Raw genomic sequence first — 15,749 nt, 5'->3', positions numbered from 1 at the left:
GAGGGAAAACATTTGACGTGATGGACAATCAGGTATGCTATTTAAACGGGCTTCCACAGATTAAAACATGACCTTTGTATTGTACTCCCTTCGATTGATTCAAGAGATTTTGGTAACATTCGGTCGGGGTACGGTAAGATAAATATTTAAAGGGAGTCTGATTAATTATTTCTGCAAATCTTTCGTTATCAACCGCATTGTACTGATCTAATTTAGCGATTAAATTCTTCATGTTATTCATGGAGCTTACCAGACTCCTATTCTCGGATTTGAGATAATGAATTTCAGGGGAATCGCCCTCATGCCGATCAATGGTGGTAATTTGAGCGATAATTCCCTTAATTCCCTGCTTGTACGAAGAAATTAAGGTGTATAAACTCTTTTCCTGAGTAATGAGAAAAATACCTCTCTTCCTGAGATCGAGGACATCAATTCGCCAAGTATTAATATCGGCGATAAAATCTTCTCTTGACCTCACTTCCCCTTGGATTCTTGCGGCTGCTTTACTTGATAAAATCAGAAGATGGGCGTTCGCATGACATGGCTTGAACCCCGTTAAAAACCCTATTACGATAAAAATTGTTCACACCTAGTTAAGGCCGCCTAATGGAGCTAGGTGGAACTCATTTATCCGTACACACTATACTCAAAAGAAGAAAAAATGATGAAAACCTTCATTCAAGTAGCTTCTTCTCTGTTCGTTAGTGCGATCGTTTCTTCGGGTCAACTGGATCTGATGATAGTAGGAACAGCGCTCGCGACCGCCACTTCTACCTCTGCGATCATTGTTACTAAAGAAAAAAAGAAAATCAAGACTCTGATTGAAGGAAGTCTGACTAACTCCCAAACTATGATTAAGGGGATCGAAAAAATCGAAAAAGAGGTTAAAGCTGTCACACACACAACAGAAAAAGTGGCTAAAGAAGTCAGAACCCTGAAAACCAATAGCCGTTTACTGGTAGGCGCAACCCAAAAAGTTCAACATCAACAAAAGCTAACGACTGCAACTCTAAATCAGCAACAACAACAGTTAAATCAACTTACTCCCCAAGAGAAGCCAACCCCAGAGATAGAAACTGAGAAGCGAGTCATTCCCCTACCCCAAAAAAGACAGACGGTGACTCACATCTACATCGATGGTAACAATTTCAGCAAAACGACCGAAACACTAGGCTTAGAAATTGACTGGAAAGCCTTAAAAATTGCTCTGGTGGAACCAGCAAAACAGACAGATACTTTTACTTTAAAGTATTATACTGGACTCCATGAGCATCTTTCTCCGAATCAAAAACAATGGCTTCATCACTTAAAACAACTTAACTACGAGGTAATCACCTTCCCTTTATCACAACGGGAAAACGGATGGAAAACTCTTGGCGATGATTTAGCGATGGGGTTGGATTTAATAGAGGCGGTTAAACCAGGTGATCGCGTTATCTTAGTCACTAGTGATGGAGATTTCATTCCCTTGATTGAGAGACTACAAGCACGCAACGTTGATGTCAATGTGGTTGGTGCTTCTGTAAACACTAATTCTCGCTTACAAGCATTACTAAAACAGGACTTTATCCCCCTAGAATCTATCAGTGACCAGATTGTTAAACTTAAGAGACTAACCGCTTAAAAGTCACATCTTCCACCGCTTCTAAAGCTGGTCTTGAAATTAGTCTTGTCCCCGCCTTTGCGGGGATTCAAGGGTTAAATCAATTGTTGACAAATTTCATCTCGTAATTCGCTATAGAGATAATAGGGAGTGTTTTTATCCCAACCGACATAAGGAGATGATTTTTGTCCAAGTAACTGATAAGTGTGGACAGCAATATTGAGAACTTCCCCTAAAATATTGTTAGGATGACAAGCTTTATGGGGATTAGCTTTATATTTATCTTTGTCGTCAGTCCAATTTCGTTTGTCTTCTTGCAATTGATCAATCATCGTTTGTACTGATACTCCTCTGCCACTATGAATGAGTGCATTTCGATTATCAAACCAATAATCTAATTTTACCAAAGAGGCTAGAATCTGTTGCCATAATTCAAGGCGATCTCGCGTAGCGAGCGCTTTGCGTTCAGGATGATCAATTTCTATTAAGGTTTGAACAAAATTTCTCTTACTATAACGATTTCCTAATTTGTAGAAATCCCTCCTTTCAAAATCCTGTTCTAATTCCTGAAACTTATTATAAAATTCTTGAGATGCTTTGTTTCTGGCAAATGCCCAATCTTGATTTTGATTATTATTTCTCAAGTATTTTTGTCCGCGTAAGCCCATAATTAATTCATTTAAAGTGACTTCATAAAAAGAACTTAATCGGATTAGAAAGTTAGCGATTTCATCTAGTTCCCAATAAATCCGACATTGAGTATAAAGATTTAACCAAAAGTTATGCTCCATTTTATCATTATCTCTCACGGCATTTTTATCAAGGTTAAAACAGCTAACGGCAAAATCAAGTCTTGTGAGAATTTCTGTTAACTTTTCTTGCTCTTTTTGGGTGTCACTGGCTATTGCAGAAACTTGTTTTGCTAAATAAATCAAAGTTTCTTGCCAATCTTTAACAATCACTCTTGCTCCGTCAAAATCCCATCTTTTTTGTAACAGTAACTTAACGGTTTGATATTTTTGATTCCGTTGATAAAGCCAATAAGAAGTTAGTTGACATTCAGAGTTTTTGCCCTCTAAAAGTTGATTAAGGTCTAAAATGGGGTCAATGAACAGAATATTTTTAAAATCACTGGCAATTGCTTGAATTTTGAGTGCAGTTTTTTGGTGCAATGTTCCCCCTTTAACATTGACTAAAATAGTTGATTCTTGGGATAAATTTTCTTCTAAATAAATCTCATTCAACTGATTATAGTAGTATTCAAGAACTAAATCTTCAAGGTTAGGATTTTGCGGATCTAAATTAAGTTGTAGCTCTTTTTGAATTAATTCAAAATCAGGATATTCCTGTTGTACCCACTGTTGAATAATCTGGAACAAATAAATGGTATCTTGAGGGTGTGAAGTCGGTTGATTGGTGACGAAAATATAGGCTTTAGATGCTCCCATTGCTACTGCTTTTTGGATTACACTTCCAATTCGAGTTGGTCGAATAAGAGAATGCCATTTAGGGGACTCTTTTTGATAGCTTGATTGTAGAGCTTTGGTTAATTCACGAACTGGTTGTTTTTGGTTAGGCAATCCTAAATCTTGGTAAACTTGACTATTAGGAACATAGTTAAAACCTTGATACATATTGTCCCAAATAGTTCGACGATCATTATCTAAGTCTTTAAGTTTTTTATTTAGATTAGATTCATTCGAGAGAAAATCAATAGGAAGATAATAATTCTTGCTATCTACTGTTACTTTAATAGATAAGTCAGAAGTCCCAAGGTTCGCAAGAAGAATAGTCATATTTGTTAACTGTAAATTAATGGCTAATGACGACGTTACCCTAAATTAAAGCTTATGAGAGTGTATTTGGTGCGAACACCGATATCTTCTCTGGGTTGAGTTAAGAAACTCCATATTGAAAAATTTCAGCAAGGGGTGGGAGTTCGCATGAAATGGTCATTATTTCTCGTTAGGGATTATTAAGCTTAATTCAGGACATTAGCCCACCGTCTATTATATCAGGGCAAGCCCATCTTAACAATCCTTGACAAAAGGGACTTTGTGGGGGTTGCTTACCCACGATTCAGGCATATTTGAGGAGAATTTGCCATCTCAATTGTTAAGCAAAAATCGACCCATTTGGTCAATTTGGTAACTATTCTGATTGGCTGGTATCGGCTGAAAGCCCATGCGGATCACAAAATTGACCAATTGTCAATAGCTTTTGAGATGCTCTCACCCTGTACATAAGACAATTCCAGACATCTTAAACATTATTCTCAATCATCCTTTATTGCAATTGAGGAGAGACTATAAAGAACAGTTTATTAACACCGATCAATACTATATCTATTCTGCGGTTAAAACACAGGTGATTGCTATTTTACTGAGCGATCTTAAATGGCTAGAAAATGTACGGCGATAGAACGTACTTATATGATAGGATTGACTCAGATAGATATACTTTAATTCTTTATTCTTCTGCTGTGGAGGTTTAGATGAGTCCAGAACGAGTCACAGATTCAACCAGAATATGGGAGCATCTCATTTATGCAAGCGAGTAATTATACTTGTCGCTAAAACTTGCTTCTGGTAAGGCTTTCAAAATAGCTTGACATAAAGCTTAATTTAGGAGTTACAGATGCTCCCTAGAATATCAACTTCCTGAATCAGAAAAGGGAGCGATTGGACAAACTGAACTTACCCATAGTAACGAATCAATCAATTCTTTGACTCAAATTGAACAATTACACCGTTATTTTACGGCCTTTCAAACTAATGATGAAAAAGCTTGTAATTTGTCACTTTTTGATTGGACTTCCTGCAAGCGGTAAATCAACGTTTGCTCAAGTTTTGGCAGAAGAAATTAATGCTGTCGTGGTTTCAACCGATGAAATTCGGGCGCAACTTTACGGAGATGCTGCAAATCAAGGAATTTGGGCGGATATTGAGGTAGAAGTCTTAGATCAAATTAAAACCGCCGTTGAAAAAGATCAACCTGTCATTTATGATGCCACTAATGTCATGCGCCCGTGGCGACTTGATTTTCTGTATAAAACGGTTAATTTATTTAATATTCAATGGATAGGATGGCATCTACAGACTTCTGTGGAAAAATGTAAACAAAGAAATCAACAACGTGATCGCCAAGTTCCTGACGAAGTGATTGATAAGATGAACGCTAATTTACAAGAAAATCCCCCAGAGTCTAACGAAGGACTGTTAAAAATCTATCCTGTTCCTGTTAAAGACAATAACTTTGATCTTGACGAAATTTGTACAATTCTCACAGGATTCAAGCGTCTTTTAGCTAACATAGCTAACTTGAATAAGAATAAAGTTTTTCACCCATATTCTCGTTTATTAGACTTTGAACGATTAATGCACTTAATGTCCGTCATTATTAACTACCCAGGGATTGGGAATTTAGCGGAAACTGAACCAGAAAACCTGAAAGAAATTTTAGAAGTCGAAGAATTACCTCAGTTTAGCACTTCAATTGAGGAAATTTGTGCAGTAATTACTAAAAAGTATCATGCTATTTATGCCCATCCTGAAGCAATAGAAAAAGACTTATATTGGTTAGAAAAGAATGGGATTTTAGCCAGAGGAGATATAGCGGCTGATTTAGTTGATATTGAAACCATTCAAGTTCCTGATGTAATGACTCATCGCTATTCTAACTTAGAACAATTTGAGCGATTAATCAAAACCATTCGTTTTATTGTTCATCGTCCTTTTCTTAATAGTCCTATTAAGGGAACCCAAAAATTCTTTATTGAAAATATGCTTAAATTAGGGTTATTTGACGAAAATAAATATAACTTATATATACTCAGAAAAGACATCGAATTTGTACTAAATCCTTATCAAATTCTCCCAGAGATTTCTATGAAAAAAGGCTACTTTGCAGGAACAGGTATTTTATCTCAATATGAGTTAAATAAGCTCTATCAATCTCTCCGATCCCATTCAGTAGAGAAATATTTTAAAGATCCTCTTGCTGCCGAAATTTATGATATATTTGAACAACGATTAGTGAATTCCAAACTTTTAGAAGAAGAAGCTCCTTATTCTACTCGCTTAATTGGCACAAAATCCATTGTTGATGTGGAGAAATATCAACAACAATTTGAACAGTTAGAAGAAGCGATAAAAAAAGGAGAGCTTTTGAAATTTAGTCATATTCAAGGAAGTGCTAAATGGCCAAAAGATCAACCACACTTTACCGCTTATCCTTTACAAATTGTTTTTCATAATATTGCATGGTATTTAGGGTATGAAATAGGTGAAGGAGACAAAAAAGGTTTATTTGCTTTCGCAAGAATTGATAGAATTCGATTTCAACAAGTAAATACTCAGAGAGATATAAATGAGCAAAAGAAAGCATTAGATAAGCTCCATAAACTTTATGATGCAAGTGCAGGAATTTATTTAGGCGATGATGTTGCAAAACAGCGTCAGTATTTAGATTCCCAACAAGGAAAGAAATTAAATGTTACTGTCATTCTCTACGCCACAGAACTTGCGTTTAAATTTATTTGTGAAGGAAATCAAAGATTTCAGAAAATAGAAATGTCTTTACCTGATTGGTTAAAAGGAACGAGTTATGAACGCAAAGCGCTCGCTACGCGAGATCGTGGAATTTTTAAGTTAGACCAAAATATTCCTCCCTATCAATATACTATTAAAGTTACTGTACCCGAATGGTCTTTAATGGACATTGATCTCATTCGTTGGATTTCGGGTTGGGGAAAAGAAGTTAAGGTGATTGAACCTCAATCATTAGTTGACAGAATTTATAGTATTGGAGAGGGAATTACTAATATTTATCAAGATATTGAACTGATTTGTTGTGACTTAGAAAAAGTCAATGACTTAGTTAAAAATAAGGAGGGAAGCAACTATCGATTTATTTCAATTAAAACCCCTAATGGCAATGCTGAACCTCAATCTGTTCAATCTGAACTTAACATGAATCCTGGGCATATTCACCCCTTTATAATAAATGATATAACTCAATTCAATCAGGAAGATATTAAAAAAACAGTGGCTTTCATCAAAAAAAAGAAAAAAGCTTCAAAAATAGTGGATGGTTTGCGGTTTTTGATCTACTCCCATTCAGGAATTAACCTTGCTAGTGAAGTGGCGATCACTATCTATAGAGAGTTAAAGCAAGATACTGAATTAACTAACTTAAGAATATCATTAAATTATCTTTAGATCACCGTCAATAGATAAAGATTTAACAGTGTTAAATCCCTACAAAGGTTAATAAATTCCTAATTGTAGGGACATAATATCATTATGTTTTAATATTACTGTGCTGAAACGATAAAAAAATTGATGGTGGGCAATCATTTAGGCTATACCATGCAGAATTAATAGAAAAAAGGGATTGGCAATCAAGAAAACTGTGCAATCCCTTAATTGATTTTAAAGCCAAAATTAGACTTTATTTTTTACAACTGTTTTAGTTCAGCTATTGACCAAATTATTTATTGTTGTAGTAGCATTATTTTGCTGAAGAATGACTGGTTTTGGCTGTTTATTAACCATTTGTTGTTGGCGAAGTTTTTTAGTTTTTCTGGCTTTTTGGCGCGGGTTAGAATAGAGGAGATAAAAACGCTTGGCGGTTGAGCTTTGAGGACGTTCAAGAGCTTTTGACTTTGACTTCATTCAAAGGCATCATCAACATAATCTTCCACAGAGTCATAGACATCAGAAACATAATCTTCAACAGAGTCATAGTAGGATTCCACAGAGGTAGCAAAGGCTTCTCCACCGTTTTGCCAGATTCCCCCACTATCGTTATAGAAATGGTTCCATAGTTCTGAACTATCGCCCTTATGTCCATCGTATTCATTGGCGGTTCCTCTCATTCCTGCGTATTGATGGTTTTCGTCGATTAGATTACCTGAATCATCGTAGAAACACTCTTGTTGTGGACTTTCAGGAGAAGGGTCTTTATTTTCTAAGTATCCCTCCATTCCCCCGTGAAATGCGTATTTGCCAAAGGGATTGTCATAAGAACTCCATATATCTTTATCTTGTAGTTCTGGACTATCTATTGTGCTGGGACAAGAAGTATTAGTCTCACCGTTAGTAGATGTGTTTTGGTCAGCCATATTACTATTTCCTTTTTTTGAGATGATTGATTACTGCCAAGAGCCTGGAATATCAGGTCGATTTCTATGTCGCTCAATGTTGACTTGCTGTTGAAGAATTTCATGCAGCTTCAAGGCATCTGTAAGCGAAATTGCCTGAATAACCACGAGTTTGTTATTTCTATCTGTAGAGTAAATGTAAAGATTTGCTATTCCAAATAAACGATAAAGAAATGGCTTTAAAATGCGTAAATCTGTCACACGAAATAGCCAAACTTCGTCAATTTCTTGGTTAAAAAGTCCCGTAATAGTCCTAAACCGTTGAGTTGTAAACATATATTCGGTTCGTTGTAGAGTTAGGTACTGCCAGGCTATAGAAAAAAGAGGAATTATGAAAATTATTCCACGGAGGTTTTTCCAACTCAAAAATACTGACCAAGCTTTAGGTTTCAAGGCCACGATTGGTTTTTCCGGACGAGGAGCATAGCTCGCTGCAAAAGGGTATTCATTCAATGTCATGGTGAGCAGCTCCATTTTGATATTGAAAATCTTCTACTCTTGATTCGCCGTAGACAGTAACGATGGAGAACTTGGTTAATTCAAGGCTAAATTTTTTAACCTGTTCCTGCAATTCTCTCAGTCTTTGCTCTAAATCGTGCATTAGCTCTTTTACTCCCATTTCATTCAGTATTTCTTCAATTTTATTGCTATCGGCTAATGAACCTGACCAATATGATGATGTTCTTAGTACTGATTTGAATTCCAATTCTAAGTTATTTAATCTGCTGATGGATTTTTCATGATTTCTGACTTGAGCTTCAGCAAATTCTAAGTCTTCTTTAACTGTATTTATTGCCAAGAAATAGGAGGGATTTGGAGCGTTAACAGCCCGGGGATAACTGTGTAGAGATTCTGCTTGTTTCCGAATTTCTTCAAGCTTTTTATCTCTCTCTGATAAACAGTTTTCAAAAGACCGTCGGTGGTCTTCCTGAATTAATTTTATGGATTTATGGAGAGAGCGGCAAGCGACTCTTTGCTGAAGGATTTCAACCATTTTAGATGGTGACAGACTTGCATCTGAGACATAAATAGTCGTCAGTTCGTTTAAATCCTGAGAATTCATCTCGTTAATATTTATCAATCTAATAGTCATTTTATACCTCCTCATAGTACTGCTGATATTTTTTTCTAAGTTGTGTAAGCGCTTTTGGGTACACAATAAGACGTCCTTTGAGGATTCCCGTTGCTAAGTTCAATAATCCTGCTAGAATGGGAGCAATAGACATGAACCAGGGCAAATCCTCTCGTTCTAGTAATAAATAAGCACTCACAATAAACTCAGTGATTAAGTAAATGATACAGCCAAGACGATTAATAATTGAGATGACTGATGTTTCTAAGAAAGGTGCTTCAAAAAGTTGAAACAGATAGATATATGTTTCCAGTCTAATTGACCCTAATCGAGTTTGAGTCAGTCTTTCTCTCTGAATATTAATCCAATTTAAGGTCGCTTTCGCAAATCCTTTGAGGCGTTCACGCATATACTCCTCGCTAACTTTGTTGTCGAAAAGAATACAGGCTATCAAGGAAACTGGAATGGCAAACCATATTTTTATATCGTCCCAATCCCCCGGCACTAAAACCATAGCCGTGTTAAAATTTAAAAATGCGATGATGGTCGTGGCAAACAAAGAAAAGAAATTATCTTTCAAAGAAGAGAAAGTACCTCTATCCATAATACTCCTTTAGTACAATTCATCAATTTTAATAAGTTGAGATCGACAAAACTCCGCAGCAGCAACTCTCCTCTGTGCGATTGCATAGCAGGGGAAGCGTTGTAAGAGATCTTCCTGGTCTTGGGGATGAAGATCCTCAGCAATTAGCCGATGACATTCCTTTGATTGATTGATATTGACTCTTGCTTCCGACTCTGGCCACGGGTTAGATTCTGATTCTCGTTCGGTGTGGCCACTGGCATTAGATACATGGGAACTATTCCAACCGTTGCCCTCAAAGTGAGGGAAACTATCTGATTTTTTCATAATTTTGCCTCGACTCTGACTTGTTTTCTGGCCTCTTCGATTGCGTTTTTAATGGCAAATTCGACGTCAGTATGAGCATATTTCACGGGAAGGCCTTCCAATGCAGTCTCTAGCTCTAAGCGAAATGATTCGCCGCCGTTGTTTGTAGCATTCAAAATGACTACAGAGCCACCTTTTTCAATGACATTTTTAACGGTAGTTCTCCAATCTTGAGGGCAAGGTGATTCCCGCTCGTTGGTCTCTATAAGGACTAACAATACACCAGGTTTTTTTGATGACTGAAAAATTTTATGGGCTGTGCGAACAGCTGGACAGGCCAAAGTTCCCTGTTTTTGGGTGGTTCTTACGGCTCCACACTGTTTTTTCGCATCAGTTGGATTGGTGGGGGTAAGCTGTTCAAAAAAGTCCTGCTCGCCATTGACTTGAATAACTTTCAATTCATCACCACGCGAAATGGATTCTGTTATACCCTTACAGGCTTTCTTGGTTGTCGTCTTAAACTCTTCGTTATTTTGTCCGCTTATAGATGTGTCTTTTAAGAGAACAAGAGCGATCGGATTCTTTTGTGAACAAGATGGCAAAACGATAAGTATGGAGACAGTCATAAATCGAAGAAACGATCGTTTCAAACTATTTTTCATAAAATTACACGGTAGTACACTTTTCAGACTCAGGGAACTCTATCTTCCCCTGCGTCTTGATTTCGATTCTAGAACCTATCTGAAGAAAAATCGGAGTGCTGATGCGAACACCGAAAGGATGATGAGAGATCAACCCTGAGCAACAAATACAGAGCTACCAGAGTCTGCTGCTATTAAGGTAAAGCAACTAAAATATCGGGAGCATCTCATTTATGCAAGTGAGTAATTATACTTGTCCTAACACTGATTTCTAGCAAGGCTTTCAAAATAGCTTGACATAAAGATTTAGGGGTTATAAAGGTGAGATGCTCCCGATCGCATAGGCATTAACGTGGAACAAATTCTATTGTTTTATGCCGATGGAATGGGGGGGTTCTCAACATTTTTCGCGGGTTAGACACAATGCCTGAAAATCTAGAGTTTTCGTTGAGGTGCGTCGATGCCTTGGCCAGCAAGACTTTGAGCCTTATGACTGAGGTAACTATTGAGAATTATTATTAATAATGTCTATGCTTTTCAATATCCCACGAAAAATTGCTGTACAATCCTTATACAGCCTAGTTTTGCCAAGCTAGTCTTTTAACTTCTTAGCAAGTTTAATTAATGGAAACTTGGAGGCATAAAAATTCCTCCAAAGATTTAACGATTTCATCTTTTAACTTCTTAGCAAGTTTAATTAATGGAAACATAGTCCAACTCACGCAGTCCCCAGTCACGAAGCTGGAAATGACTTTTAACTTCTTAGCAAGTTTAATTAATGGAAACCACCCTCCCGCTGGATTACAGAGGCAGGGCTTTTCTTGCTTTTAACTTCTTAGCAAGTTTAATTAATGGAAACGCCAGGAGCCAGCGAGGTTTTCACCCAACTCGGCTTTTAACTTCTTAGCAAGTTTAATTAATGGAAACCATGTAAGTACCCCCTGTCATCAACCGAGCCACCTTTTAACTTCTTAGCAAGTTTAATTAATGGAAACGTAAATACCACACTGCTCGCCGCATATGATTTGTTTGCACGCATCTTTTAACTTCTTAGCAAGTTTAATTAATGGAAACAGTCAAAATCGCCTTCTTCAAAGGCTTCTTTGATTCTTTTAACTTCTTAGCAAGTTTAATTAATGGAAACTCGATAGTCATTTTGATAGATGGCTACCGTTGCTCTTTTAACTTCTTAGCAAGTTTAATTAATGGAAACTTTGCTTTTTAAAGGGGGGGGTTATTCCCCGAAAGTCTTTTAACTTCTTAGCAAGTTTAATTAATGGAAACGCGGATCTCTGCTGTTGCCATAATTTGAATGCTCCTTTTAACTTCTTAGCAAGTTTAATTAATGGAAACAGCGACAGAGTCGCAATCGAGACGAGTGGTGAACACTTTTAACTTCTTAGCAAGTTTAATTAATGGAAACTTGATCCAGAAGATCAAATAGTCCCAATCGTGTTTTTCTTTTAACTTCTTAGCAAGTTTAATTAATGGAAACCTCGTACTTCACCCCTTTTGCTATGACTTTAATGTCATCTTTTAACTTCTTAGCAAGTTTAATTAATGGAAACCAAAAGGATTTTAGGATTTGTTCGGCCCTCCTCATAAAACTTTTAACTTCTTAGCAAGTTTAATTAATGGAAACAGTTTCAGCACGCCAATCAAACCATCGCTTTGCCACACCCTTTTAACTTCTTAGCAAGTTTAATTAATGGAAACCCCTTCATGTCCAACATCTCGATGAGATTGAGATGTTGTTCTTCTTTTAACTTCTTAGCAAGTTTAATTAATGGAAACGCCGCAAGTACCCAGAAAAAGGGATACCCACAAACTCAAGCCTTTTAACTTCTTAGCAAGTTTAATTAATGGAAACAACAATCGCGGCGATGATTTTGATCTGAATTTCAGCTTTTAACTTCTTAGCAAGTTTAATTAATGGAAACCTTCTGATGTATCGCCGTCGCACCTTTTTAGGGGTGTTGGGGCTGAGTTTATCAAAAAAAGTTTTTGACAAACAAAAAATTCATCTTTTAACTTCTTAGCAAGTTTAATTAATGGAAACGGTGTAGCCTCGGGGAAAAGGTTACGCATTTTAAGCTTTTAACTTCTTAGCAAGTTTAATTAATGGAAACACCAGCACTTTACGCAACAGCACAATTTCACTCGAAACTTTTAACTTCTTAGCAAGTTTAATTAATGGAAACGCAGTTGGCCGGCGTAAAGGATGGTTTGTGCCAACTTTTAACTTCTTAGCAAGTTTAATTAATGGAAACCATAGACCACTACGAGGTAGTCTATTAGATTTCCCCCTTTTAACTTCTTAGCAAGTTTAATTAATGGAAACGCGAAGTGCACAGGCTATGGTGGGCTTGTCAAATAACTTTTAACTTCTTAGCAAGTTTAATTAATGGAAACGACAGAGTCTCCCGAAACCTTCACGGACTTGCCATCTCTTTTAACTTCTTAGCAAGTTTAATTAATGGAAACGTCACATGGTCACCAGCATGGGCGGCCTGATGATCCACTTTTAACTTCTTAGCAAGTTTAATTAATGGAAACGGGACGTCACCCAGAAGCTGGGGAGCTTCGTTCAAGGCTTTTAACTTCTTAGCAAGTTTAATTAATGGAAACATCATATAGTGACGCAAAAGGATCTTGCCCTCGGGGACAACTTTTAACTTCTTAGCAAGTTTAATTAATGGAAACTTCTTCTTTTCCAACTCCTCTTGGAGAAGGATGTTTCTTTTAACTTCTTAGCAAGTTTAATTAATGGAAACAAAACACCATCATGGAAGTCAAGGCTGTTGCAAACCTCTTTTAACTTCTTAGCAAGTTTAATTAATGGAAACGGAGAAGTCTACCCAGAATAGAAACCCAAAAAATACTCCACTTTTAACTTCTTAGCAAGTTTAATTAATGGAAACCCTGGAGAGATCGCCACCGTGGCTTTACTCTTTGAAATGATCATCTTTTAACTTCTTAGCAAGTTTAATTAATGGAAACCTCGAGACAGTTTGTAAAGCTAACGTTTCCAATGCACTTTCTTTTAACTTCTTAGCAAGTTTAATTAATGGAAACGCTTTAGGCAGAATACTTCCTCAGCGCGGAGCTGGGCTTTTCTTTTAACTTCTTAGCAAGTTTAATTAATGGAAACGAGGCTCCTCGCAAGCACCAAGAAGGGGTGCACAACTTTTAACTTCTTAGCAAGTTTAATTAATGGAAACTCTTTTGGGGTCTGCTGTTCGCAGGCGAACAATCCCATCTTTTAACTTCTTAGCAAGTTTAATTAATGGAAACCCAGGATTCGAGCGCGTTGTAACTCACGGAACGGATTGAAACTATCTTTTAACTTCTTAGCAAGTTTAATTAATGGAAACAACTCACAAAGTAGAAAGCAGCACGCGCTTCTTTCTTTTCTTTTAACTTCTTAGCAAGTTTAATTAATGGAAACAATTCGTGCAGAACAGTGGCGATTTCTTTGAGCTTGGCGCTTCTTTTAACTTCTTAGCAAGTTTAATTAATGGAAACGGTGATGTTGCTATCCTTGAAGAATAACAACATTTCTTTTAACTTCTTAGCAAGTTTAATTAATGGAAACGGACTTGTAGGAGCTCTAAAAACTCCTCTAGCAATCTTTTAACTTCTTAGCAAGTTTAATTAATGGAAACTTTTGTGGCCACTTCATCTCGGAGGCGATCCACCTCCGCCTTTTAACTTCTTAGCAAGTTTAATTAATGGAAACGCTAGGTAGTCCTCAATAATCGTCGTAAGGTAGCTTCTTTTAACTTCTTAGCAAGTTTAATTAATGGAAACACGGTGTCAGTACTTTTTGTATTGTCTCACAAGCCTTTTAACTTCTTAGCAAGTTTAATTAATGGAAACCTCATCCTTACTACTCACCGTGATAATCCCTCTGCTTTTAACTTCTTAGCAAGTTTAATTAATGGAAACAACGTCAGAGGCCGAATCACCTGCGGCATTTTTAAATCTTTTAACTTCTTAGCAAGTTTAATTAATGGAAACACTGGAGTCAGCGGCAGGGAAGGAGATCTCGAAAGCCGAGGGCTTTTAACTTCTTAGCAAGTTTAATTAATGGAAACATTCCTCCCCTACGATGCATACCCCTGTAACCTCCTTCTTTTAACTTCTTAGCAAGTTTAATTAATGGAAACGGATGCCCCGAACACCACTGAAAAGATCCAGGTTAATCTTTTAACTTCTTAGCAAGTTTAATTAATGGAAACCCAAAGCCCCTCTCTTGGGACAACTAATGCCCGTAACTTTTAACTTCTTAGCAAGTTTAATTAATGGAAACGTCTGATTTCAGACGGTATAAGGTTTCTGCGAGAAACTTTTAACTTCTTAGCAAGTTTAATTAATGGAAACTTTGGTAGGTTTGTGGCGTCTTTTCCGCAGAATATTCTTTTAACTTCTTAGCAAGTTTAATTAATGGAAACGGAAGATCAGCTGGGTCGGTGTGCCAAGCCAGCAACTTGAGAGACATCCTTTTAACTTCTTAGCAAGTTTAATTAATGGAAACGCTCAATAGGCGGTTTAGACATTTTAGACATTTTTTTTAAAATCTTTTAACTTCTTAGCAAGTTTAATTAATGGAAACGACATAAATTTCTATGACTGCATTGACTGCATTTGTCTTTTAACTTCTTAGCAAGTTTAATTAATGGAAACCGCTTGATGTCAAATACTTTTACGGTTTGTTCTTTTTGGGTTACGCTTTTAACTTCTTAGCAAGTTTAATTAATGGAAACTCGAACCATTGAGCGAAGGTTTCGAGTAGTTTTTTCTTTTAACTTCTTAGCAAGTTTAATTAATGGAAACTTAAACTCATGCGAAATGCACAAATTCCCCCTGTACGTTTACTTTTAACTTCTTAGCAAGTTTAATTAATGGAAACCAAAGGTAAATCACTCCAATGGGACCGAAGGCACAGCCTTTTAACTTCTTAGCAAGTTTAATTAATGGAAACGATGACTTCCTTAACTTGCGCCAAGAATTCTATTTCTTCTTTTAACTTCTTAGCAAGTTTAATTAATGGAAACGTCAATGCAACCCATTCACCTGTCGCATAGTCACGACTTTTAACTTCTTAGCAAGTTTAATTAATGGAAACGTCAGTAAGGCGCATAATTTTCTCCTTTTTTTATTGTGTAAACTCTTTTAACTTCTTAGCAAGTTTAATTAGGGTCTGCTGAAAAAGTAGGGGCGAAGCATTCGGGCAATAACCTATCGGTGAAACCGGAGATTTTCTATCCGAATGCTTCGCCCCTACAGGACGCGGGCCGATGAAGACGCCAGGTTTTGAAGCACGATTCTCTCAAAATCTTGCACCTGTGGGAGCAAGAAAAGCCACAAAACCCTTACCA

At 36.8% G+C, this 15,749-nt stretch carries 12 protein-coding genes and 2 CRISPR repeat arrays; of the genes, 3 read left to right on the top strand and 9 right to left on the bottom strand.

The genetic code is table 11. The annotated features are described in order from the left end of the window. Positions 1-37 precede the first annotated feature (37 nt). Complete coding sequence (locus B5D77_RS07720) at positions 38-478, bottom strand: hypothetical protein (protein ID WP_253852088.1); 441 nt, start codon at positions 476-478, stop codon at positions 38-40. Between the two features lie 183 nt (positions 479-661). Here B5D77_RS07720 and B5D77_RS07715 point away from each other — a divergent pair, with 183 nt between their 5' ends. Further along, a complete protein-coding gene (locus B5D77_RS07715) occupies positions 662-1,624 on the top strand; it encodes an NYN domain-containing protein (protein ID WP_106908587.1) in 963 nt (320 codons plus the stop codon). A 74-nt stretch (positions 1,625-1,698) separates the two neighbouring features. Here the strand turns inward: B5D77_RS07715 and B5D77_RS07710 are convergent, their stop codons facing one another. Then, positions 1,699-3,399, bottom strand: coding sequence for a hypothetical protein (locus B5D77_RS07710; RefSeq protein WP_106908586.1), 1,701 nt, complete (start codon positions 3,397-3,399; stop codon positions 1,699-1,701). Between the two features lie 424 nt (positions 3,400-3,823). On the opposite strand from B5D77_RS07710, the gene B5D77_RS07705 reads away from it, so the two are divergent. Then, positions 3,824-4,024 (top strand): hypothetical protein, encoded by a 201-nt coding sequence (locus B5D77_RS07705; protein ID WP_008197491.1) that lies wholly within the window; start codon positions 3,824-3,826, stop codon positions 4,022-4,024. Between the two features lie 353 nt (positions 4,025-4,377). Continuing rightward, positions 4,378-6,822 carry a WYL domain-containing protein gene (locus B5D77_RS07700; protein WP_106908585.1) on the top strand — a complete coding sequence of 815 codons (2,445 nt, stop codon included), beginning with the start codon at positions 4,378-4,380 and terminating at the stop codon, positions 6,820-6,822. A 255-nt stretch (positions 6,823-7,077) separates the two neighbouring features. Here the strand turns inward: B5D77_RS07700 and B5D77_RS07695 are convergent, their stop codons facing one another. The 7 genes from B5D77_RS07695 to B5D77_RS07665 are packed head-to-tail and all read right to left on the bottom strand — an operon-like array spanning position 7,078 to position 10,353. Next, positions 7,078-7,278 (bottom strand): hypothetical protein, encoded by a 201-nt coding sequence (locus tag B5D77_RS07695; RefSeq protein ID WP_106908584.1) that lies wholly within the window; start codon positions 7,276-7,278, stop codon positions 7,078-7,080. Further along, entirely contained in the window at positions 7,275-7,727 is a 453-nt protein-coding gene (locus tag B5D77_RS07690) for a hypothetical protein (RefSeq protein ID WP_106908583.1), read from the bottom strand. Before B5D77_RS07690 ends, B5D77_RS07695 begins: the two co-directional genes overlap by 4 nt. A 30-nt stretch (positions 7,728-7,757) precedes the next feature. Next, a complete protein-coding gene (locus B5D77_RS07685) occupies positions 7,758-8,240 on the bottom strand; it encodes a PH domain-containing protein (RefSeq protein ID WP_228021201.1) in 483 nt (160 codons plus the stop codon). After that, positions 8,212-8,859, bottom strand: coding sequence for a hypothetical protein (locus B5D77_RS07680; RefSeq protein ID WP_106908581.1), 648 nt, complete (start codon positions 8,857-8,859; stop codon positions 8,212-8,214). Before B5D77_RS07680 ends, B5D77_RS07685 begins: the two co-directional genes overlap by 29 nt. A gap of 1 nt (position 8,860) precedes the next feature. Then, positions 8,861-9,442 (bottom strand): hypothetical protein, encoded by a 582-nt coding sequence (locus B5D77_RS07675; protein WP_106908580.1) that lies wholly within the window; start codon positions 9,440-9,442, stop codon positions 8,861-8,863. 9 nt (positions 9,443-9,451) lie between these two features. Next, complete coding sequence (locus B5D77_RS07670; RefSeq protein ID WP_106908579.1) at positions 9,452-9,748, bottom strand: hypothetical protein; 297 nt, start codon at positions 9,746-9,748, stop codon at positions 9,452-9,454. Further along, the gene (locus B5D77_RS07665; protein ID WP_106908578.1) at positions 9,745-10,353 is read right to left on the bottom strand and encodes a hypothetical protein; all 609 of its coding nucleotides are present in this window, start codon (positions 10,351-10,353) and stop codon (positions 9,745-9,747) included. Before B5D77_RS07665 ends, B5D77_RS07670 begins: the two co-directional genes overlap by 4 nt. A 612-nt stretch (positions 10,354-10,965) precedes the next feature. Then, positions 10,966-12,308: a CRISPR direct-repeat array (repeat unit 35 nt; unit sequence CTTTTAACTTCTTAGCAAGTTTAATTAATGGAAAC). 84 nt (positions 12,309-12,392) lie between these two features. Beyond that, positions 12,393-15,575: direct repeats of the CRISPR family, unit length 35 nt; unit sequence CTTTTAACTTCTTAGCAAGTTTAATTAATGGAAAC. Between the last annotated feature and the right edge of the window lie 174 nt (positions 15,576-15,749).

Source organism: Microcystis sp. MC19 (assembly GCF_003019735.1).
Lineage (GTDB): Bacteria > Cyanobacteriota > Cyanobacteriia > Cyanobacteriales > Microcystaceae > Microcystis.
This window is presented reverse-complemented; position numbering and strand designations above follow the sequence as displayed.